We start from the raw sequence: 21121 nt of genomic DNA, 5'->3' as shown, positions 1-21121 counted from the left end.
TGCATGTCTTTCGATCTCCGCACGCGCCTCGACGCCCGTCGCGCCGAACATCTCTACCGTCAGCGCCCATTGCTGCAAAGCCCGCAAGGTCCGCAGGTGGTTGTCGATGGTCAGCCATTGCTGGCGTTCTGCAACAACAATTACATGGGCCTGGCCAACCATCCGGAAGTGATCGCCGCCTGGCAGGCAGGTGCCGAGCGTTGGGGCGTGGGCGGCGGGGCGTCGCATCTGGTGATCGGCCACAGCATGCCGCACCACGAACTGGAAGAAGCGCTGGCCGAGCTGACCGGTCGTCCTCGTGCGTTGTTGTTCTCCAATGGCTATATGGCCAACCTCGGCGCGGTGACAGCCTTGGTCGGGCAGGGCGATACGGTGCTGGAAGACCGCCTCAATCATGCCTCGCTGCTGGATGCCGGTCTGCTCAGCGGCGCACGGTTCTCGCGCTATCTGCACAACGATGTGACCAGCCTGACAAGCCGCCTGGAGAAATCCGTGGGCGATACGCTGGTGGTCACTGACGGTGTGTTCAGCATGGATGGTGACATCGCTGACTTGCCTGCGCTGGCGCAGGCTGCGAAGGCCAAGGGTGCCTGGCTGATGGTGGATGACGCCCACGGATTCGGGCCGCTGGGTGCAAACGGTGCCGGAATCGTCGAGCACTTCGGGCTGAGCATGGAGGATGTGCCGGTACTGGTCGGCACCCTCGGCAAATCGTTCGGCACCTCTGGAGCATTCGTGGCCGGCAGTGAAGAGCTGATCGAAACCTTGATTCAGTTCGCCCGGCCCTACATTTACACCACCAGTCAGCCACCTGCGCTGGCCTGTGCCACCTTGAAAAGCCTGCAATTGCTGCGTACCGAACATTGGCGTCGCGAGCATCTGGCGAGCCTGATCCAGCAGTTTCGTCAGGGGGCCGAGCAGATCGGCCTGCAGTTGATGGACAGCTTTACGCCGATCCAGCCAATAATGATCGGCGATGCCGGACGGGCTCTGCGTCTGTCGCAGTTGCTACGTGAGCGTGGCTTGCTGGTGACGGCGATTCGTCCGCCGACCGTGCCTGCTGGCAGTGCCCGATTGCGCGTAACGTTGTCTGCCGCGCACAGCAAAGCCGACGTACAGCTATTATTGGAGGCTCTGGAGCAGTGCTACCCGCTGCTGGATGCAAGTGAATCCACGGAGCCCGTCCATGCGTGATCGTTTGATTCTACTGCCGGGCTGGGGCTTGGGCGTTTCGCCGCTGGAGCCGCTTGCCGCCGCGTTGCGCGGGCTTGATGAGCACCTGCGGGTCGAAATCGAACCGTTGCCGAATATCGACAGCTGCGACCTGCCTGACTGGCTCGACGAGCTGGACGCCAACCTGCCGGATAACGCCTGGCTGGGCGGCTGGTCGCTGGGCGGCATGCTCGCCGCCGAGCTGGCAGCACGGCGTGGCGAAGGTTGCTGCGGGCTGCTGACCCTGGCCAGTAATGCCTGTTTCGTCACCCAGGGCGCGTGGCCGAATGCGATGCCCGCGCAGGATTTCGATGCGTTTCTGGCCGGCTGTTCCGCTGACCATGACGCGACCCTCAAGCGTTTCAGCCTGTTATGCACCCAAGGCGCAGTAGACTCACGCGGTCTCGCCCGGTTACTCAAGGCTGGCGCGCCGCACAGCTCCAAAACTGCTTTGGTCGATGGGCTGAAGATACTCCAGCAACTCGATACACGTAGCGCGCTGCAAATTTATCGCGGCCCGCAACTGCACCTGTTTGCCGGACTTGATGCGTTCGTGCCGGCTGAAGCAGCAAGTGATCTGCTGGCCTTGTTGCCGGATGTCGAGGTCGGTCTGATCGAACAGGCCAGCCATGCATTCCTTGTGGAAAACCCCCACGGAGTAGCCGCTGCGATTCATGCCTTTCTGCACGAGTTGGACGATGACTGATCTTTCTATGCCCAAACCGCCCTCTGTCCTGCCGGACAAACGGCAGGTCGCCGCGTCTTTTTCCCGGGCCGCGGGCAGCTATGACAGCGTGGCCGAACTACAGCGCAGCGTCGGCAGCGAGCTGCTGTCGCGTCTGCCTGCGCAGTTCAGTCCGGTTCGCTGGCTGGATCTGGGGAGCGGCACTGGCTATTTCAGCCGGGCACTGGATCAGGTTTTCAGTGGCAGCGAAGGCATCGCGCTGGATATCGCCGAAGGCATGTTGCGGCATGCGCAGCCATTGGGCGGTGCACAGCACTTTGTGGCAGGTGATGCCGAGCACCTGCCACTGCGTGATCAGAGTTGCGGGCTGATTTTCTCCAGCCTCGCTGTGCAGTGGTGTGCGGATTTCGCCGCGGTGCTCCGTGAGGCTCACCGGGTATTGCAACCAGGCGGTGTGTTTGCCTTCGCCAGCCTGTGCGTCGGCACGTTGTACGAGTTGCGCGACAGCTGGCAGGCAGTCGACGGCCAGGTTCATGTAAACCGCTTTCGTCACGAGGATGATTATCGTCAGTTGTGCGCTGCCAGCGGTTTACAGGTGCGCAGCCTGGATGTGTGCCCGCAGGTGTTGCATTACCCCGATGTGCGCAGCCTGACGCATGAGCTGAAAGCGCTCGGGGCGCACAACCTCAACCCTGGGCGGCCCAGTGGCCTGACCGGACGCGAGCGGATCAGGGGCATGGTTCAGGCCTACGAAGCCTTCCGTCAGGAAGCCGGTCTGCCCGCTACCTATCAAGTGGTGTACGCGGTGCTTGAAAAAGCCTGACGGCTCCACGTCATAAGGAAGATTACCGAGATGAGCGCTGCTTATTTCATCACCGGAACCGATACCGACGCTGGCAAGACCACGGTAGCTGCCGGTTTGCTGCATGCCGCCCGCTTGAAGGGCTTGAGCACCGCGGCGGGCAAGCCTGTGGCATCCGGTTGCGTAGTGACTGCACAGGGACTGCGCAATTCCGACGCGCTGGCCTTGCAGGCCGAGTGCTCTATCGAGCTGGATTACGATGAAGTCAATCCGCTGGCTTTCGAACCGGCCATTGCGCCGCATCTGGCCGCGCGAGAGGCAGGTGTTGTATTGACGGTCGACTCGTTGCTGCAGCCGATGCAGCATATTCTGGATAAACAGGCCGACTTCACCTTGATCGAAGGCGCTGGCGGCTGGCGCGTGCCCTTGGCCGGGCAGAGCAACCTGTCCGATCTGGCCATTGCGCTGGATCTGCCGATCATTCTGGTGGTGGGCGTGCGTCTGGGCTGTATCAATCATGCGCTGCTGACTGCCGAAGCCATCGCCCGGGACGGTCTGCACCTGGCAGGCTGGGTGGCCAACGTCATAGACGCAAACACCTCGCGGCTTGAGGAAAACCTCGCCACGCTGGTCGAGCGTCTGCCTGCACCCTGTCTTGGACGCGTGCCACAATTGAATGAGGCGAGCGCCGGAAATGTGGCGCAATACCTTGAGTTAGGGCAACTACGCTGACAGCGACGCTATCTTGCTGACAGGCAACGTTGTTTTGGTTTTTTCAAGAGTCAGGCTATCATGCGGCCTAATGCCATTAGTCTATTTGTCGAGTATTTCTGCGCAAATGCTGGTTCAATGGCACGTGTTCGTTTTTTGAACTGAGGATCGGCTTATGCAAATCACCATGAACAACACCCTTTATCCGGGCCTGAGCGCTATGCAGGTCGGGCAAGGTCGTGTGGATCAGGCGGCCACCCAGATCGCCAGCTCCAATATCGAAGTGTCGGGCAGAAGCCAGTCTTCCGACTTTCAGCTCGAAAACCTGCGTTCTGTCGACCGCAGCCAGCGTTCTGACCTGTCTGCCAATATTGTCGAGCTCAACGCCGGCAAGAGTCAGGTCGAAGCCGGGGTTGCGGTTCAAAAGGCCAGCGACGAAGCGCTTGGCACTCTGATCGACACTTACGCTTAACATCCTGTGTTCTAAAGCTTCGTGTAACGCCCACGCCGTGTCACACCTGCACGGCGTTGTTTGCTGAATTGCCCGCCATCACCCTCCTGTATCGCCCCCGTAACACCTTCCGCCCTCGACTAAACTTGCGCTTACGCTTTTCCTGCGCCTGATGCCTTTGCCTGCGCGGTCTGTAGAGCAGGGTGGACGAATGGTGCGCGCTTCGCTATTGACAAGGTTTAGGCGTAAACGTATGTTTCAAACACCTGTTTGACCGCAAGGCATACGAGATTGTCTGGTGCTTGAGGCTATGCTTTCAGCGACCGCCCGGTCATTCGTTCCAGGATTCATCAGCAGAGGTTTATCGCTATGCCTGACTACAAGGCCCCCTTGCGTGATATTCGTTTCGTCCGTGATGAGCTGCTCGGTTATGAAGCGCACTATCAAAGTCTGCCAGCCTGTCATGACGCCACCCCGGACATGGTCGACGCCATTCTCGAAGAGGGTGCCAAGTTCTGCGAGCAGGTTCTGGCACCGCTGAACCGGGTGGGCGATACCGAGGGCTGCACCTGGAGCGAGTCGGGCGTGAAGACACCGACCGGTTTCAAGCAGGCTTACAAGCAATTTGTCGAGGGCGGCTGGCCGAGTCTGGCGCATGACGTTGCGCATGGCGGCCAGGGCTTGCCCGAGTCGCTGGGTCTGGCAGTGAGCGAGATGGTCGGCGAAGCGAACTGGTCGTGGGGCATGTACCCTGGCCTGTCGCATGGCGCGATGAACACCATCTCCGAGCACGGCACCCCCGAGCAGCAGGACGCCTACCTGACCAAGCTGGTCTCCGGCGAATGGACCGGCACCATGTGCCTGACCGAATCCCACTGCGGCACTGACCTGGGCATGCTGCGCACCAGGGCTGAACCTCAGGCTGACGGGACCTACAAGGTTACCGGCACCAAGATTTTCATTTCCGCTGGCGAACACGACATGGCCGATAACATCGTCCACATCGTGCTGGCGCGTCTGCCGGACGCACCGGCTGGCACCAAAGGCATTTCGCTGTTCATTGTGCCCAAGTTCCTCTCGGCTGCCGATGGCAGCATCGGTGAGCGCAACGCGGTTAACTGTGGTTCCATCGAACACAAGATGGGCATCCACGGCAACGCCACCTGCGTGATGAACTTCGACGGCGCTACCGGCTACCTGATCGGCCCGCCGAACAAGGGTCTGAACTGCATGTTCACGTTCATGAACACCGCGCGTCTGGGCACTGCGCTGCAAGGTCTGGCGCATGCCGAAGTGGCCTTTCAGGGCGGCCTGCAATATGCCCGTGACCGTCTGCAGATGCGTTCGTTGACCGGCCCTAAAGCACCGGACAAGGCCGCTGACCCGATCATCGTCCATCCAGACGTGCGCCGCATGCTGCTGACCATGAAGGCTTTCGCCGAAGGCACGCGTGCCATGGTGTACTTCACGGCCAAACAGGTCGATATCGTCAAGTACAGCGAAGATCCAGAGCAAAAGAAAGCCGCCGACGCCTTGCTGGCGTTCATGACGCCGATTGCCAAGGCTTTCATGACCGAAGTGGGCTTTGAAGCCGCCAACCACGGCGTGCAGATCTACGGTGGTCACGGTTTCATTGCCGAGTGGGGCATGGAACAGAACGTTCGCGACAGCCGGATTTCGATGCTGTACGAAGGCACCACTGGCATTCAGGCTCTCGACCTGCTGGGCCGTAAAGTGCTGATGACTCAGGGCGAAGCGCTCAAGGGCTTCACCAAGATCGTCCACAAGTTCTGCCAGGGCAATGAGGGTAACGAAGCGGTGCAGGAATTCGTGACGCCGTTGGCCGCGCTGAACAAGGAGTGGGGCGACCTGACCCTGAAAGTCGGCATGGCGGCCATGAAGGATCGCGAAGAAGTCGGCGCCGCTTCGGTGGATTACATCATGTTCTCCGGTTATGCCTGCCTGGCGTACTTCTGGGCCGACATGGCGCGTCTTGCGGCCGAGAAGCTGGCTGCCGGTACGTCGGACGAGGCGTTCTACCGCGCCAAGATCCAGACCGCGCGCTTCTACTTCCAGCGCATCCTGCCGCGCACTCGCACGCACGTTGCCGCGATCCTGTCGGGCGCTGCCAACCTGATGGACATGAAAGAGGAAGACTTCGGCCTGGCTTACTAAGCGTCGCTGCGGTCATGAAAACCGCCTGATCGCTGATCAGGCGGTTTTTTTATGGGTGCGTTTTGGCTCATTGTTAACACCAATCTCAACGAGACTTTGGGGAGCACTGACCCCGGATAACTCTCGTTCCCATCACTGCGCGTGGTAATGCATTTCGTGACGCTCTGCGTCACATCGCAGCCATAGGGCGCTATTCAATCTGGTCCGAGATACAGATAGCACCAACGCCCGCGACTTCCGCAATAAACATTTCCCACCTCCTGCCGTTACAGAAAGTAGCTCGTTTATTGATCCTGCCGATGCATTGTTCGCTGGCGGAGGGCACAATGCCATCAGGCCAGCCATTCATTCAGATGCCGGGTAGGAGATAGCCCCTTTTGTTGCGTCCATCAGCTGCGCGATTGAGTCATTTTTTGCCCTCACTGGGTCTGCTGGTGGCGGGGCTTGCGGCTGCGTACGTAAAGGACCTGAACGTCTTCTTCACATCGCTATTCAATGTGCTGCCCACGCTGGTCCTGCTGTTGGGCGGTGCGTATTGCTGTGTTTACCGGCGTCAGCGCGAGCTGTTTCTGATGCTCACGGTGTATATCGCCTACTACCTGCTGGATACCCAGACCGATTTTTACCGCGATAACGGCAAGGTCCGTGAGGATGCGGCGGTGATTTTCCACCTGGTCTGCCTGCTGCTGCCGGTGCTGTTCGGGCTGTATGCCGCGTGGGAAGAACGTACGCATCTGTTTCAGGACATGGTCGCGCGGCTCGCGGTATTGGTGGCGGTAGGCAGTGTGGCGCTGGGTCTTGAACAGAGTTATCCGGTCGAACTGCAAGTCTGGCTGGCCGACATCCGCTGGCCTGCGCTGCACGGTGCCTGGATGAGTCTGATTCAGCTGTCCTATGCCATGTTCCTGGTGTCATTCGGGGTGTTGATCTGGCAATACCTGGAAAAACCGCGACCGCTGCACGCCGCGCAGATTGTCGGCCTGCTGGGATTGTTCTGGGCACTGCCGAAAACCTTCATCCTGCCGTTCACGCTGAATATCCTCTGCAGTCAGGTGATGCTGATGATTGCCGCCGCCGTGGCTCACGAGGCGTATCAGATGGCCTTCCGGGATGAACTGACCGGATTGCCTAGTCGCCGGGCGCTCAATGAGCGCATGCAGCGTCTGGGACGCAACTATGTGCTGGCGATGAGCGACGTGGATCACTTCAAGAAATTCAATGACACCCACGGCCACGATGTGGGCGATCAGGTGCTGCGTCTGGTGGCCAGCAAGCTGTCGAAAATCACCAACGGTGGTGGCAAGGCGTATCGCTATGGGGGCGAAGAGTTCGCCATCGTGTTTGCCGCCAAGACCATTGATGAATGCATGCCGCATCTGGAAGCCATCCGCGAGACCATCGCCAATTACGAGATTCAGCTGCGCAACAAGGACAGTCGTCCTCAGGATGATCAGCAAGGCCGACAACGCCGCGGGGGAGCGCAGGCAGGCAGCGTGTCGGTAACGGTCAGTATCGGCGTTGCCGAACGCCAGCCGGAACATCGCACGCCGGAAGAGGTGCTCAAGAGTGCTGACCAGGCGCTGTATGCGGCCAAGGGGGCCGGGCGCAACTGTGTGGTCGCTTACGGGCAGTTGAACCGGCGCGGCGCTGTTCGTACAACTGAAGCGGCCACCTGAACCAATCCTGCTATTTTTCCCCGTGACCTGCTGTGACTATTCAGTCATGACACGACCCTATGTCTCTGAAATGTTGTTCGGGTAGACTCGTGAAACTCGACTGCTGATCTGCGTCTCTGCATGCATCGATCAGCCTCCAACAGAATTTCGCTCCGTGTTCACGAGGTTTGCCATGGCTGACTACAAAGCGCCACTGCGCGATATGCGCTTCGTCCTCAATGAAGTCTTCGAGGTTTCAAAGCTCTGGGCTCAACTGCCCGAGCTGGCCGAAACAGTCGATGCTGAAACGGTCGAAGCCATTCTCGAAGAAGCCGGTAAAGTGACCAGCAAGACCATTGCGCCGCTGAGCCGTAACGGTGACGAGGAGGGCTGCCACTGGAAAGACACCGTCGTCACCACACCTGCAGGTTTTCCCGAGGCCTATAAGACCTACGCTGAGGGCGGCTGGGTCGGTGTAGGCGGCAATCCCGAGTTTGGCGGCATGGGCATGCCCAAGGTGGTGTCGGCTCAGGTCGAAGAGATGCTCAACTCTGCCAGCCTGGCGTTCGGTCTGTACGCGATGCTCACGTCCGGCGCCTGCGTATCGATAGACACCCACGCCAGCGAAGCGCTCAAGACCAAATTTCTGCCCAATATGTATTCAGGCGTCTGGGCCGGGTCGATGTGCCTGACCGAGGCCCACGCCGGTACGGATCTGGGCATCATTCGGACCCGCGCCGAACCGCAGGCTGACGGTGCCTACAAGATCACCGGCAGCAAGATTTTCATCACCGGCGGCGAACACGACCTGACCGAAAACATCATTCATCTGGTCTTGGCCAAGTTGCCGGATGCACCGCCCGGGCCGAAAGGCATTTCGCTGTTTCTGGTGCCCAAGTTCATGGTCGGCGACGACGGCAGCCTTGGCGAGCGCAACACCGTCAGCTGTGGCTCGATCGAGCACAAGATGGGTATCCAGGCTTCGGCGACCTGCGTGATGAACTTCGACGACGCTACCGGCTACCTGATCGGCGAACCGAACAAAGGGCTGGCGGCGATGTTCACGATGATGAACTACGAGCGTCTGGGCGTTGGTATTCAGGGCCTGGCGTCGGGCGTGCGGTCTTACCAGAGCGCCGTCGAGTATGCGCTGGATCGTTTACAGAGCCGCGCCCCGACCGGAGCGCAGAACAAGGACAAGGCTGCTGACCCGATCATCGTCCACCCCGACGTGCGTCGCATGCTCTTGACCATGAAGGCGTTCAACGAAGGCGGTCGTGCGTTTTCCAGCTACGTCGCCCTGCAACTGGATATCGCCAAGTTCAGCGAAGACGATGCCGCGCGCAAGCGTGCCGATGATCTGGTGGCGCTGCTGACCCCGGTCGCCAAGGCGTTCCTGAGTGATATCGGTCTGGAAACCACTGTTCATGGCCAGCAGGTTTTCGGCGGTCACGGTTACATCCGCGAGTGGGGCCAGGAACAGCTGGTACGTGACGTGCGCATTACGCAGATCTACGAAGGCACCAATGGCATTCAGGCGCTTGACCTGGTGGGGCGCAAGATCGTCGGTTCGAACGGCGCGTTCTATCAGTTGTTTTCGGATGAAGTGCGCCAGTTCATCAATGGCGCGGATGGCGCACTTGACGAGTTCGCCCAGCCGCTGGCAAAAGCCTTGAACATGCTGGATGAGCTGACTGGCTGGGTGCTGGACCGCTCGCGCGGTAATCCCAATGAAATCGGCGCTGCGTCTGTGGAGTATCTGCATCTGTTTGGTTACACGGCGTATGCCTACATGTGGGCCATGATGGCCAAGGCAGCACTCGGTAAAGAGCAGCAGGAGGAGTTCTACGCAAGCAAGATGGGTACTGCACGCTTCTACTTCGCACGTCTGCTGCCGCGTATTCACTCGCTGGATGCCTCGGTGCGCGCGGGCAGCGATTCGCTGTACCTGTTGAAGGCGTCACAATTCTGACCTGCAAAAGCCTTGTAAGCATTTGCTTACACTGCGTGGTGCCAATTGACCTCTTCCCAAGAAAGGGATCCAAAGTTAATCTTCTCCCATGGACGTAGCGCAGGACGCGCAACAAGACATAACAGGGACACGTAGGGAAGCCTGCCAGGACGGTGGGGTGAAAGGGAAATCAGGGAAACAGTCTGGAAAGCCCCGCTTAGGCGGGGTTTTCTTTGTTTGCGTTTTGACGATTCTGTTTTCTTTCCGCTCGCAGCACACGATGCTGTGCCCGCAGTGCAACGCTTGTCCTGATCCTCTCCCGAGAAAGAATAATGGCGTCGTGCCAGAGCCGGTTGAACCCTCACCGACGGCTAGGGTCGATTAGCTGTATGGCCAATCAGAGCCAATTCAATCAGGAGCTTTTCATGGACATCATTCGTATCATTTTCGCCATTCTGCTGCCTCCGGTAGGCGTGTTCATGCAAGTAGGCTTTGCTGGCGCTTTTTGGCTGAATATCCTGCTGACCCTGCTGGGTTATATCCCGGGCATCATCCACGCGATCTACATCATCGTCTCGCGCAAGTAACTCCCGCGCAAGTAACAAGGTCGCCCGACCACGCAGTAGCACTCGTTGATCGTTCCCTGCTGCGGGAACGATCACACGGCTTGATCAGGCATCAAGCACATCCCGATAAAAACGCCATTCTTTCTCCAGAGCATCTGCCAGGTTACCCGCCTTGCGGAATCCATGATGCTCGTCTGCGTAGAAGTGCGCTTCAGTCTTGATGCCGTTGTCTTGCAGGGCTTTGAGCATGGCCCGGGTCTGTTCGGGCACTACCACGGCATCCAGCTCGCCTTGAAAGAAAATCACCGGCACCTTGATGCGGTCTGCGTGCAACAGCGGCGTTCGATCCTGATAACGCTCGATGTCCTTGTCCGGGTCGCCGATCAGCCAGTCCAGGTAATCGCCCTCGAATTTATGCGTGGCCCTGGCCAGTGCTACCGGGTCGCTGACGCCATACAGACTGGCACCTGCACGAAACACATCCTTGAAGGCCAATGCACAAAGTGTGGTGTAACCACCCGCGCTGCCGCCGCGAATGAAGGCCTGTCCTTCGTCAATCAGGCCACGTCCCGCCAGATGCGTGACAACCGCACAGGCATCTTCCACGTCCGCCACGCCCCATGCCAGGTGCAGGCCTTGCCGATAGGCGCGACCGTAGCCGCTGCTGCCGCGATAATTGAGGTCTGCCACGGCGAAGCCGCGGTGTGTCCAGTACTGAATACGTGGGTCCAGCACCGGGTAGCAGGCGGAAGTCGGGCCGCCATGGATGAACACCACCAATGGCGGTTTTTGCGCGCCGGTCATGGCCGGGTAGAAATAGCCGTAGGCCTCGGCTCCACCGCTGGGATAACGCAGCGGCTGAGGGCGGCTGATCAGTTCGGGCGGCAGCGGCGAGCCTCCCCCGGCAAGCACCTGAACACCGGCGTCGTGGCGAGAAATAGCCAGCACGGCAGATGTGCTCACCGCGGATGCCGCGATGCAATACACGAACTCTTCGTCAATGGCGAGGCTGCGAAAGCGGCTGTAACCAACGCTGAAATCCTCGACGCTGCCGTCAGCCTGACAAAGCCCCAGAACACTGGAGCCGTCTTCGATCCAGCTCGCCAGATAGCCATCGTTGATTGGCAGCCAGGTGCAGCTGCCCAGTTGCCAAGGCGCAGAAGCGTGATCGGCCGGGCTGGCGGGCAGCGGCGCAAACCCGGAAGGCGATTCACCCCACGGCTGCCAGAAGCCAGCGCGATCAGTCAGGCAATGCAGGCGACCGTGGGCGTCAAAACGTGGCTGTTGCAGCGACTCTTGTGCGCCTTCGCCTGCAACACACTGCGCAGTGCCCCAGCTGCCGTCGTCTTGTCTCGCTGCACACATCAAGCGGGTGCTGGTCCACGGCTGATGCGGGCGTTGCCATTCGATCCAGGCCAGGCGTTTGCCGTCGGCGCTGATGATCGGCGATGCGTAGAAATCAGCGCCTTCTGCCAGCAATCGGCGCTGCCCGTCAGCCAGATCGATAGCGACCAGCCGATGGGTGTTGTGGTCTTCTTCAACGGCGAGAATCTGACCACCGCTAAAGAACAGGCCGCCATAACGCTTGTCGCCCTCCGTCAGCGCAACCGGCGCGCTGGCGTCCAGCGTCTGGCGGTACAATTGCTGGTCGCGCTCATTGACGAACACTAGCGCGTCGTCGGCCAGACAGAACGAACCACCACCGTATTCATACACCCGGCTGCGAACGCTGAAGCCTTGTGGCGTCAGGCAGCGCTTGCTGTTCGCGTACCAGTGCCAGATACGACAGGCGCCGTCTTCGGGGCGGTATTCGTTCCAGAACAGGCCTGCCGAGCTGACATCCAGTTCGGCGAAGTCGACGCCTGCAGCGACCGCTTGGGCGGCGCTCAGGCGTTCAGGAGGATTTTGCGATGAGTCGTGAGTTTCGGTCATTGCGAAAGGCCAGCTCTTCAATGGTTTGAGTAGCGGTTTCGGACTCGTCGCGAGCCTGAGTGATGATCCCGTGGTGGTAGGATTTGCTGCACACCGGGTCGGCATTGGCAGCATCGCCAGTCAGCATGAAAGCCTGGCAGCGACATCCGCCGAAGTCCTTTTCCTTTTCGTCACACGAGCGGCACGGCTCGGGCATCCAGTCGTAACCGCGGAAGCGATTGAAGCCGAACGAGTCGTACCAGATGTGCTGCATGCTGTAATCGCGCACGTTGGGGAACTGGATCGGCATCTGCCGTGCGCCGTGGCAGGGCAGTGCGGTGCCATCCGGTGTCACGGTCAGGAAGATATTCCCCCAGCCGTTCATGCATGCCTTGGGACGCTCTTCGTAATAATCAGGCGTGACGAAAATCAGCTTGCACGGATGATTCTCTGCCTCCAGCCGGGCGCGGTATTCGTTGGTAACGGCTTCAGCGCGGACCAGTTGATCCTTGGTCGGCAGCAGGCCGAGGCGATTCAGGTGCGCCCAGCCATAGAACTGACAGGTGGCCAGTTCGACGAAGTCCGCTTCAAGCGCCAGACACAGCTCGATGATCTTGTCGATGCGGTCGATATTGTGCCGATGGGTGACGAAATTCAGCACCATCGGGTAGCCGTGCTTTTTCACCGCGCGGGCCATTTCCAGCTTTTGCGCAAAGGCTTTTTTCGATCCGGCGAGCATGTTGTTGACCTGCTCGTCGCTGGCCTGGAAGCTGATCTGGATGTGGTCCAGGCCGGCTTCTTTGAAGGCGATGATCTTTTCTTCTGTCAGGCCGATGCCCGAGGTGATCAGGTTGGTGTAGAAACCCAGGCGCCGGGCTTCGGCGATCAACTCGGCAAGGTCCTGGCGCACCAGCGGTTCGCCGCCGGAAAAGCCGATCTGTGCCGCGCCCATCTCCCGCGCTTCCTGCAGGACCTTGAACCACTGCTCGGTGGTCAGCTCCTGGCCCTGTTTGGCAAAATCCAGCGGGTTGGAGCAATACGGGCATTGCAATGGGCAGCGATAGGTCAGCTCGGCGAGCAGCCACAGTGGCAGCCCGACCTCGGGAGTGGGCGGTATGTACGGGGTGTTGGTGACGGGGGCCAGGTCAGACAAGATCGATCCAGTTTTTCTTTTTGGCGCCTTCCATGAACTCGTCGACGTCCATGCCCAGTTCGGGAACATTGGGGAACTGCTGCTGAAGCTCATGAATGATGGCGGTGATGGTGCGCTTGCCATCGATCAGCCCGCCAATCAGGGCCGCGCTCTCGTTAAGTTTGATCATGCCTTCAGGGTAGAGCACCACATGCGCCTTTTGCGCAGGCTCGTACTGAAAGCGATAGCCTTGATGCCATTTGGGTGTCAACGCTCGGAACTGCGGATCGTGCTTCATAGCGTAATCCCCTTATGCCAGACCTTTTGGTCTGTAACGCTGTGATACGGCGGGCGGTTCAGCTCGTAGGCCATGGACATCGCATCGAGCATGCTCCACAGGATATCGAGCTTGAACTGCAGGATTTCCAGCATGCGCTGCTGGCCTTCGTACGTAGTGTAGTGCTGTAACGTGATGGCGAGGCCGTGTTCCACGTCGCGTCGGGCCTGGCCCAGGCGAGTGCGGAAATACTCGTAGCCTGCCGGGTCGATCCACGGGTAATGCTGCGGCCAGCTGTCCAGGCGCGATTGGTGGATCTGCGGCGCGAACAGTTCGGTCAGCGAGCTGCTGACCGCTTCCTGCCAGTTGGCGCGGCGGGCGAAGTTCACGTAGGCGTCGACGGCAAAACGCACGCCTGGCAGCACCAGTTCCTGGGCGCGCAGTTGGTCCGGGTCGAGCCCCACGGCCTGGCCGAGGCGCAGCCAGGCTTCGATGCCGCCGTCTTCGTCGGGCGCGCCGTCATGGTCAAGCAAGCGCTGAATCCACTCGCGACGGATCTCGCGATCCGGGCAGTTGGCCAGAATCGCCGCGTCCTTGAGTGGAATGTTCACCTGATAGTAGAAACGGTTGGCGACCCAGCCCTGAATCTGCTCGCGGGTTGCACGACCCTCGTACATCGCCACATGGTACGGGTGATAGATGTGGTAATAGGCACCCTTGGCGCGCAAGGCCTGTTCGAATTCAGCGGGGGACAGTGCAGTCGCTTCGCTCATGTCAGCTCCTAAAGCTCGATGCTCATGCCATCGAAGGCCACTTCGACGTTGCGACGAACCAGCTCCGCACGTTCCGGGGAGTCTTCGTCGAGAATCGGGTTGGTGTTGTTGATATGGATAAGCACTTTGCGCTGCTCGGGAAAGCCTTCGAGGACTTCCAGCATACCGCCGGGGCCGTTCTGCGCCAGATGGCCCATTTCCCTGCCAGTTCGCGTGCCGACGCCACGGCGCTGCATTTCGTCGTCGTCCCACATTGTGCCGTCGACCAGCAGGCAGTCGGCGTCACGCATTTTCTCGGCCAGTGCTTCATCGACCTTGCCCAGGCCCGGCGCGTAGAACAGCTTGCCGCCGGTGCGGGTGTCTTCGACCAGCAGGCCGATGTTGTCGCCCGGATGCGGGTCGAAACGGTGTGGCGAGTAGGGTGGTGCGGCGCTGCGCAGCGGGAATGGCGTGAAGCGCAGGTTAGGGCAGGCGGGGATCACGAAGCTGCCTTGCAGCTCGATACGATTCCAGTTCAGGCCGCCGTTCCAGTGCTTGAGCATTTCGAACAACGGGAAGCCGGTGCTCAGGTCTTCATGGACCATCTCGGTGCACCAGACCTGATGCGGGCAGCCTTCGCGCAGGCTGAGCAAACCGGTGGTGTGGTCGATCTGGCTGTCCATCAGCACAATGGCGCTGATGCCGGTGTCGCGCAATGCGCGCCCCGGCTGCATCGGCGCAAAGCTCTGTAGTTGCGCACGGATATCCGGTGAGGCGTTGCACAGCACCCAGTTTGTGCCGTCGTCGGACAGCGCAATCGACGACTGGGTCCGCGCGTGAGCACGCAGGCTACCGTCGCGAAAACCTGCGCAGTTGACGCAGTTGCAGTTCCACTGGGGGAATCCACCACCAGCAGCAGAACCTAGAATCTGGATGTACATGACAGCTCCTGGCACACGTTCTGAAATAAAAAACAGCCACAACCATAAAAAAAGCCCCGGCGAACCGAGGCTTCACAGCGCACTGAAATCAACGGCTTGCGAAGTACATGGTGACTTCAAAACCGATACGCAGATCAGTGTAAGCAGGTTTAGTCCACGACATAAAAATCTCCTCGGATAAGTGCTGCGGTTGGTGACTACATCTTAGTGCATCGCTGAAGGCATACGTTCAGATAGTTAGGGAGCTATGTTACTCAATTTAACAATTGCGCAGGACTGGAATCTGCAGGAAAGACCATTACCGTTCAGGTAAGGATAGCGGGATGGCCGCTTTGGCAGGGCGATTGGCCACGATCAGCCAGCCGCCAGTGGCATTGGTCAGCTGCTCCGTGGCAGTGAGTAACGAGTGTGTATCCAGATTTGACAGAGCGCGTTGCAACGCCTGCGAGTGGCTACCCTGATGGCCGGCAAGATGCGCTTGCCACTGCATGTCTGCCTGCTGCTGGTCCGGCATGCTCGACGGCTCGAATTGGGCTGAAAGGGCTTTTATCTGCTCAGACACATCTGCGTCGCGAACCCGCTCGGGCAATCTGCCGATGAACGTCTCAATGTGCTGAAAAAGCTGCCCTGCGTCGCAGGAGGGCGATTGAACACCAAACAGTAATCCGGTCCTTCCATTGATCTGTCTGATGCCACTGAACACGGCGTAACCCAGTTGCAGATCGACCCGCAGCCGCTGGTAGAAGAGCGCTTGTGACACGTGCGCGAGCAACCGCCAGGCAGCTTCATCTGCAACGGAGGCCGTAGGGGCCGGGCAAAACACCAGCACTGCGTCTTCCGACGAGGACGATGCTTCAGTCGCCCAGCGTTTGCCTGGGAAAGTGGCGGGCGGCTTTGGCGAGTCTGTTTGCCGAACGCCCGGTGCTGCATTCAATGTGGCGTCTATCAAGGGCTGGCTGGCAGCAGAGAAGCCATTGGCGAAGCTGATCCAGCGCGAAGCCGCCCATACGCTTGGCAGATCGCCAACCGTCAGCTGCGGTTCGCTGCTCAGGTAATGATCGGCAAGCTGTTTGAGCAACTGACGAATCGGAATCAGCTCAGGTTCGTCGCCTGCCAGCGATGCGGGCTCAGCGCGCTGCAGGCGATGCAGGGCGTGTTCGATAACCGCAACCATCGGCTCGCGCAGGCCGTTCAGTTGAAGCTGCCAATAAGGCCCGTAAGCACTGAACGTCAGGCTCACACCAGCCTGACGTGCGTCTTCGATCAATGGCTTGAGCCCTGTATCGAGCATCCGCCAGAGGGTTGGCTGCGGGGAGGGCAGTTCCCAGCGCAGATAAAACGCGGCTTCATCGCTGTTGGTGAGTGCCGTATCGAGAAACGGATTCGGCGCTGGCAAACGCCAATTGACCTGCTCGATGCTGTGGGTATCGGCGAGTGCGGAGCCGATCAGCGCGTCGGGCGTGAACTGTTCGAGCAGCGCGCGCAATGCCTCTTGGCCTTGCGCGCCTAACTGTGCAGGCGTCTCGCGACAGTAATAATGTGCCAGCGCCAACGCACCGAGCATGTGCAGGCGGCGTTGTTCGAGGCGTTGGTATTGCTCGACCAGCAACGGCCAGTGAGCCTTGAAAAAATCGAGCCAGCTGAAAAACAGGCTGTTGATGGTGAGAGTGTTCGCGAGGGCATCTTTCAGTTCGATATCAAGCAAGAGCTGCCCGCCGAACTGGTACAGCGGTGCGGCTTTCAGTGAGCTGGCAAGGCCCCTGTCGACCAGCTCGGCAATCAGTCCGCCCGGCTGAGTTGCATTAAGCCAGTGACAGAAGAACGCCAGCGCTTCGTCAGACTTGTCCGGCAAGTCCTCAAAGGCAAACAGCAGGTGGTTTTGCTCGTCAGCCTTTGGTCGATTGGCAATCAGCGGTGGAGGCGGTTGCTGTATGACCTTCACACCACTGGCGAACATTGCGCCATGGTTGATTGCCAGTGTTTCCAGCTCGGCCATTGGTAGCGGCCCACTCAGGCACAGGGTCATCTGCCCTGCCTGATAGAAGCATCGATAAAAGTCCTGCAACGCCTGTTGAAACGCAGGGTTGGGCACTGACAGGCTGTAACGATTGCCAGCATGAAAGCCGCGCAGCGGATGCTGTGGATTGATCGATGCCAGCCGGCGCGCCTGATCGCGTGATGCGCTATCGCCGACCCAGGCGATGAACTCGGCGTGCAGCACTTCGCGCTCGCGCAGTTGATCGGCCATGGTCATGCGCGGACGGGCGAGCATGTCGCACAGTCGCTCCAGCCCTTGGGCAAAGACCGCCTGCGGCAGCTCAAAGAAGAAGTCAGTGGTGCGTTCGCGTGTGCTGGCATTGACCTGACCGCCATGGCGCTGCACGAACGTCATCAGGTTTTCGCTGGCAGGGAAGCGCTCGGTGCCGAGGAACAACAGATGCTCCAGAAAATGCGCCAGCCCGGGCCAGGCCTGCGGCGCATCATGGCTGCCCGCCGCTACGCGCAATGAAGCTGCGCAGCGCTTGAGGCGCGGTTCGTGACACAGCACCACATTCAGGCCGTTGGCCAGCGTTAGGCGTTTGATGTCAGAGGAAGGCGGGGCAGGCATGAGGGTGTCCACGGCGGCAGGGAATGCAAAGCATCATGCTAGCGGATAACCGGCGAAGTTCGCGAGCATGGCTGAACCAAGGCAGGACGCGGAGCGTCCAGAGCTGCATGCCGACGCGGAGCGTCGCGCGATAATCGAGATTGTCACTCCAGTGTGGGAGTGCCGAGCGTGACGCCTCGGGATCAAGTCAGCGACGTATACAGCCCCGGTCGACGATCGACGAAATAGTCGTTCACCGTCCTGGCCTGGGCCAGCAATGCCTTGTCCAGCGTCCCCATCAGCAAGCCTTCGTCCTGACCTGCCAGCAGTGGGCGGCTGCCGTCCGGTGCGCAGATGCTGCTTAGCCCGCAGTAACGAATCGCGCCTTCGCTGCCGCAATAGTTGGCGTACACCACGTAGCAGTGGTTCTCGAACGCTCGCGCCCGTACGGTCACTTCACAGACAAAGTCGTAAGGCAGCATGTTCGCGGTCGGCACCAGAATCAGTTCGGCCCCTGCCAGCGCAAGCCGACGGGTGTTTTCAGGGAACTCCACGTCGTAGCAAATCAGCATGCCCAGACGCCAGTCGTTCAATTCGACCACCGGGTAATGATCCTCGCCTGCTGCGAACATCGACCTGTCCAGCTCACTGAACAGATGGGTCTTGCGGTAGTTGCACAGACGTGTGCCCCGGCTGTCGATCAACTGCACGGCGTTGTATACCTGTTGATCAGGCCCGTGCTCCGGATAGCCGTACAGAATCGCAATGCCGCTGGCTTGCGCGATGGCGGCAATGCGTGTCGCCGCCGGACCGTCCTGCGCTTGCGCCAGTTCACTGACCGCCTGTGCACCGATGTTGTAGCCAGTCAGGAACATCTCCGGGCAGATCAGCAGCTGTGCCCCTTGCTCTGCGGCAGCCTGGGCCTGTTGTTCCAGACGCGTCAGGTTGCCGCTTATATCCAGCGGCAACGGCGAGCATTGATACAGCGCAATGCGCATGGTTTTTCCTTCCGTCAGTCGCCCAGTGCAATCGGGCCTATTTCATGAAACACGTCACCGGGGCCGGGGTTCTCGGCGTGAGTCTTGCCGCCGAAGTGGTTCATGATGCCCCACACGGCGTTGAGCGATGTCTGTACTGCGCCTTCAACCCAGGCCGGTGTCCAGGACACATCGTCACCGGCGATGAACATGCCGCGCTGTTCGCTGGGCATGTCCTGCTGCATGAAGTGCGCGTACATGCGCTGGTTATAGCGGTAATGGCCCGGCAGCGCACCTTTGAAGGCACCCAGGAAGTGCGGGTCGGCCTCCCACGAAACGGTGATCGGGTCGCCGATGATGCGCGCCGCGATGTCCACTTTCGGATAGATCTTCTTCAGCGCATCAAGCGCCAGCTTCACACGCTTCTCGATAGGCTGCGGCAGCATCTTCAGCGCATCGCTCATCCACGAGTAAGACAGGCAGATCACGCCCGGCTTGTCGTCGCCGTTATCGAACAGGTAAGTGCCACGGGTCAGGCGGTCGGTGAGGGTCATGCTCATCAGATCGCGACCGGTTTCCGGGTCCTTGTCTTTCCAGAACGGACGGTCGACCATCACGAAAGTCTTCGAGGATTGCATGTAGCGCGTGCGATCCAGGGCCATCCACATTTTTTGCGAGAACAACGATTCTTCGCACTCGATCTGCGTGGTCAGCAGCCAGCTCTGGCAGGTGGTCAGCACGGCGGCGTATTGCCGGGTGTCGCCCCAGTTGTCAGTCACGGAAAAGCTTCCGTCCTCGGCGCGAGCAATGCGTTTGACGCCAGGACGCGGTGCGCCGCGGTGCAGCGAAGACAGGCTGGTGCCCTTGGGCCAGTGTGCGCAACGCTCGGGCACATGGCTCCACAAACCGACCGGCACCTGCTGCACGCCGCCCACGATCAGGTGCTGGTGCTCATCGCAATTGGTCATCACCACGCGGAAGATTTCCAGCATCGAGTTGGGGAAGTCCGAGTCCCAGCCGCCCGTGCCGAAGCCTACCTGACCAAACACCTCGCGATGATAGAAAGACAGTTTGGCGAAGGCCTTGGACGTCGCGACGAAATCATAGAAGGTGCGGTCATCCCACAGCGGCACCAGCTTGTTCCACAGCTCTTTGAGGCGCGGCACATCACGGTCACGGATGGCCTGCTGGATGTCACCGAACTGCGAGCCGCTTTCCAGTGCGTCGGCCCAGGCGTCGGCCACTTCCTGAAACAGCGCCGGCAGATCCGAGAGCATTTGCGCGTAATAGGTGGTGCCTTCCAGGTCGATGACGGTGCTGCCGGAAGCGGCGGTCAGCGGGTTGGGAAAGGGCCTGGACTCAAGGCCCAGTTTGTCGACGTAATGAAAGAATGCGGTCGATGACACCGGAAAGCGCATGCCGCCCAGTTCGGCAACGATGCCTTTGGCACCTTCAAACTCTTGCGAACGCAACCGCCCACCCATCTTGGAGGCTTCGTAAACCACTGGCTTGAGGCCCATCTTCATCAGCTCGTAGGCCGCCACCAGCCCGGCAATACCGGCACCGATAATCGCTACTTCCGCGCCATGATTTTCAGCCGGGATACTGCCCAGACCCTTCGGGTGTTCGATCCAGTCATCGAAGGCGAAGGGGAAGTCGGGGCCGAACATGGTGATCGGCTTTTTGCCGTTGGCGGGGTGACGGTTGTTCTTCATGACGGACCTTGATGGGCAACGGCGAAAACAACAGTCTAGAGAAGGGCGGGCACGTTAATAAGACGCAAAATGTCGTCGATATGCTGTTTATTTATGCAAAGTGACGAATATTTTGGTCATTTTGTATGGTTTCGTGCAGCTATGGCTTGCTTATACTGGCTGGCCGCGGTCGATCTTGCTGCTGAGGATGATCGATGTCGTGGTCTTCTCGACACCATCCACGCTGCCGATCAGGTCCAGTAGCTGGTCCAGTTGCTCCGGAGAATCCGTACGCAGCCAGGCGACATAATCGAACTCGCCACTGACCGCACATAACTGCTGCACTTGCGCCATGGCGCTGAGTCGGCGCAGCACTTCCTTGCCCGAACGAGGTTGCACGGTGATGCCGACATACGCCTGCAATCCGCCACTGACCACTCGCTGGCCAAGGCGCACGCCATAGCCGGTAATCACCTTGCTGCTTTCCAGGCGTGCCAGCCGGGAGGTGACGGTGGTACGGGCGATGCCCAGTTGACGGGCGAGCATGGCGACGCTTTCGCGTGCATTGATTTGCAGCGCTGCGATCAACTGTCGATCAATTTCGTCCAGCACGGGCGGGCGGGTATCGGGCACGGGTATTTC

At 59.8% G+C, this 21121-nt stretch carries 19 protein-coding genes; 9 read left to right on the top strand and 10 right to left on the bottom strand.

All coding sequences use genetic code 11. The features are described from left to right. Positions 1-3 precede the first annotated feature (3 nt). From bioF to LJU29_RS24610, 9 genes are all read left to right on the top strand, one after another. Positions 4-1194, top strand: coding sequence for an 8-amino-7-oxononanoate synthase (gene bioF / locus LJU29_RS24650; RefSeq protein WP_257111308.1), 1191 nt, complete (start codon positions 4-6; stop codon positions 1192-1194). Beyond that, positions 1187-1918, top strand: coding sequence for an alpha/beta fold hydrolase (locus LJU29_RS24645; RefSeq protein WP_257111307.1), 732 nt, complete (start codon positions 1187-1189; stop codon positions 1916-1918). Before bioF ends, LJU29_RS24645 begins: the two co-directional genes overlap by 8 nt. After that, positions 1911-2720 carry a malonyl-ACP O-methyltransferase BioC gene (bioC, locus tag LJU29_RS24640; RefSeq protein WP_057452936.1) on the top strand — a complete coding sequence of 270 codons (810 nt, stop codon included), beginning with the start codon at positions 1911-1913 and terminating at the stop codon, positions 2718-2720. Before LJU29_RS24645 ends, bioC begins: the two co-directional genes overlap by 8 nt. Positions 2721-2750: 30 nt before the next feature. Next, entirely contained in the window at positions 2751-3431 is a 681-nt protein-coding gene (gene bioD, locus LJU29_RS24635) for a dethiobiotin synthase (protein ID WP_057452937.1), read from the top strand. A gap of 154 nt (positions 3432-3585) precedes the next feature. Continuing rightward, entirely contained in the window at positions 3586-3882 is a 297-nt protein-coding gene (locus tag LJU29_RS24630) for a hypothetical protein (protein ID WP_004654758.1), read from the top strand. A 348-nt stretch (positions 3883-4230) separates the two neighbouring features. Continuing rightward, on the top strand, positions 4231-6036 hold the full coding sequence (locus LJU29_RS24625) for a phenylacyl-CoA dehydrogenase (protein WP_002555568.1): 1806 nt from the start codon (positions 4231-4233) through the stop codon (positions 6034-6036). 377 nt (positions 6037-6413) lie between these two features. Continuing rightward, the gene (locus LJU29_RS24620; RefSeq protein ID WP_257111306.1) at positions 6414-7712 is read left to right on the top strand and encodes a GGDEF domain-containing protein; all 1299 of its coding nucleotides are present in this window, start codon (positions 6414-6416) and stop codon (positions 7710-7712) included. Positions 7713-7884: 172 nt separating this feature from the next. Further along, on the top strand, positions 7885-9663 hold the full coding sequence (locus tag LJU29_RS24615; protein WP_057423907.1) for an acyl-CoA dehydrogenase C-terminal domain-containing protein: 1779 nt from the start codon (positions 7885-7887) through the stop codon (positions 9661-9663). 404 nt (positions 9664-10067) lie between these two features. After that, positions 10068-10229: a YqaE/Pmp3 family membrane protein gene (locus tag LJU29_RS24610; protein ID WP_002555565.1), complete on the top strand. Its 162-nt coding sequence runs from the start codon at positions 10068-10070 to the stop codon at positions 10227-10229. Between the two features lie 84 nt (positions 10230-10313). On the opposite strand, the gene LJU29_RS24605 is transcribed toward LJU29_RS24610, so the two are convergent. The 10 genes from LJU29_RS24605 to LJU29_RS24560 all read right to left on the bottom strand — a co-directional run bounded on the left by LJU29_RS24605 (position 10314) and on the right by LJU29_RS24560 (position 21112). Further along, positions 10314-12140: a S9 family peptidase gene (locus LJU29_RS24605; protein ID WP_005744036.1), complete on the bottom strand. Its 1827-nt coding sequence runs from the start codon at positions 12138-12140 to the stop codon at positions 10314-10316. Next, positions 12103-13272, bottom strand: a complete 1170-nt coding sequence (gene pqqE / locus LJU29_RS24600; RefSeq protein WP_257111305.1) for a pyrroloquinoline quinone biosynthesis protein PqqE — start codon at positions 13270-13272, stop codon at positions 12103-12105. Before pqqE ends, LJU29_RS24605 begins: the two co-directional genes overlap by 38 nt. Then, entirely contained in the window at positions 13265-13549 is a 285-nt protein-coding gene (gene pqqD / locus LJU29_RS24595) for a pyrroloquinoline quinone biosynthesis peptide chaperone PqqD (protein WP_005744034.1), read from the bottom strand. Before pqqD ends, pqqE begins: the two co-directional genes overlap by 8 nt. Beyond that, complete coding sequence (gene pqqC, locus LJU29_RS24590) at positions 13546-14301, bottom strand: pyrroloquinoline-quinone synthase PqqC (RefSeq protein ID WP_057423906.1); 756 nt, start codon at positions 14299-14301, stop codon at positions 13546-13548. The genes pqqD and pqqC overlap by 4 nt, the downstream gene beginning before the upstream one ends. An 8-nt stretch (positions 14302-14309) precedes the next feature. Next, entirely contained in the window at positions 14310-15221 is a 912-nt protein-coding gene (gene pqqB / locus LJU29_RS24585; protein ID WP_057423905.1) for a pyrroloquinoline quinone biosynthesis protein PqqB, read from the bottom strand. An 88-nt stretch (positions 15222-15309) separates the two neighbouring features. After that, positions 15310-15384: a pyrroloquinoline quinone precursor peptide PqqA gene (pqqA, locus tag LJU29_RS24580; protein ID WP_003422658.1), complete on the bottom strand. Its 75-nt coding sequence runs from the start codon at positions 15382-15384 to the stop codon at positions 15310-15312. Between the two features lie 135 nt (positions 15385-15519). Then, positions 15520-17829, bottom strand: coding sequence for a pyrroloquinoline quinone biosynthesis protein PqqF (pqqF, locus tag LJU29_RS24575; RefSeq protein WP_257111304.1), 2310 nt, complete (start codon positions 17827-17829; stop codon positions 15520-15522). A gap of 182 nt (positions 17830-18011) precedes the next feature. After that, positions 18012-18806 carry a carbon-nitrogen hydrolase family protein gene (locus LJU29_RS24570; RefSeq protein ID WP_005758075.1) on the bottom strand — a complete coding sequence of 265 codons (795 nt, stop codon included), beginning with the start codon at positions 18804-18806 and terminating at the stop codon, positions 18012-18014. 14 nt (positions 18807-18820) lie between these two features. After that, positions 18821-20500, bottom strand: coding sequence for a flavin monoamine oxidase family protein (locus LJU29_RS24565; protein WP_005735082.1), 1680 nt, complete (start codon positions 20498-20500; stop codon positions 18821-18823). 150 nt (positions 20501-20650) lie between these two features. Then, positions 20651-21112, bottom strand: a complete 462-nt coding sequence (locus LJU29_RS24560; RefSeq protein ID WP_002555556.1) for an Lrp/AsnC family transcriptional regulator — start codon at positions 21110-21112, stop codon at positions 20651-20653. Positions 21113-21121: the final 9 nt, after the last annotated feature.

This window comes from Pseudomonas ficuserectae, assembly GCF_024584585.1.
Taxonomy (GTDB): domain Bacteria; phylum Pseudomonadota; class Gammaproteobacteria; order Pseudomonadales; family Pseudomonadaceae; genus Aquipseudomonas; species Aquipseudomonas amygdali.
This window is presented reverse-complemented; position numbering and strand designations above follow the sequence as displayed.

Bases quoted from the DNA above. Each gene is read 5' to 3' on its own strand.
- bioF (WP_257111308.1), top strand. From the start codon at position 4: ATGTCTTTCGATCTCCGCACGCGCCTCGACGCCCGTCGCGCCGAACAT.
- LJU29_RS24645 (WP_257111307.1), top strand. From the start codon at position 1,187: ATGCGTGATCGTTTGATTCTACTGCCGGGCTGGGGCTTGGGCGTTTCG.
- bioC (WP_057452936.1), top strand. From the start codon at position 1,911: ATGACTGATCTTTCTATGCCCAAACCGCCCTCTGTCCTGCCGGACAAA.
- bioD (WP_057452937.1), top strand. From the start codon at position 2,751: ATGAGCGCTGCTTATTTCATCACCGGAACCGATACCGACGCTGGCAAG.
- LJU29_RS24630 (WP_004654758.1), top strand. From the start codon at position 3,586: ATGCAAATCACCATGAACAACACCCTTTATCCGGGCCTGAGCGCTATG.
- LJU29_RS24625 (WP_002555568.1), top strand. From the start codon at position 4,231: ATGCCTGACTACAAGGCCCCCTTGCGTGATATTCGTTTCGTCCGTGAT.
- LJU29_RS24615 (WP_057423907.1), top strand. From the start codon at position 7,885: ATGGCTGACTACAAAGCGCCACTGCGCGATATGCGCTTCGTCCTCAAT.
- LJU29_RS24610 (WP_002555565.1), top strand. From the start codon at position 10,068: ATGGACATCATTCGTATCATTTTCGCCATTCTGCTGCCTCCGGTAGGC.
- LJU29_RS24605 (WP_005744036.1), bottom strand. From the start codon at position 12,140: ATGACCGAAACTCACGACTCATCGCAAAATCCTCCTGAACGCCTGAGC.
- pqqD (WP_005744034.1), bottom strand. From the start codon at position 13,549: ATGAAGCACGATCCGCAGTTCCGAGCGTTGACACCCAAATGGCATCAA.
- pqqC (WP_057423906.1), bottom strand. From the start codon at position 14,301: ATGAGCGAAGCGACTGCACTGTCCCCCGCTGAATTCGAACAGGCCTTG.
- pqqB (WP_057423905.1), bottom strand. From the start codon at position 15,221: ATGTACATCCAGATTCTAGGTTCTGCTGCTGGTGGTGGATTCCCCCAG.
- pqqF (WP_257111304.1), bottom strand. From the start codon at position 17,829: ATGCCTGCCCCGCCTTCCTCTGACATCAAACGCCTAACGCTGGCCAAC.
- LJU29_RS24570 (WP_005758075.1), bottom strand. From the start codon at position 18,806: ATGCGCATTGCGCTGTATCAATGCTCGCCGTTGCCGCTGGATATAAGC.
- LJU29_RS24565 (WP_005735082.1), bottom strand. From the start codon at position 20,500: ATGAAGAACAACCGTCACCCCGCCAACGGCAAAAAGCCGATCACCATG.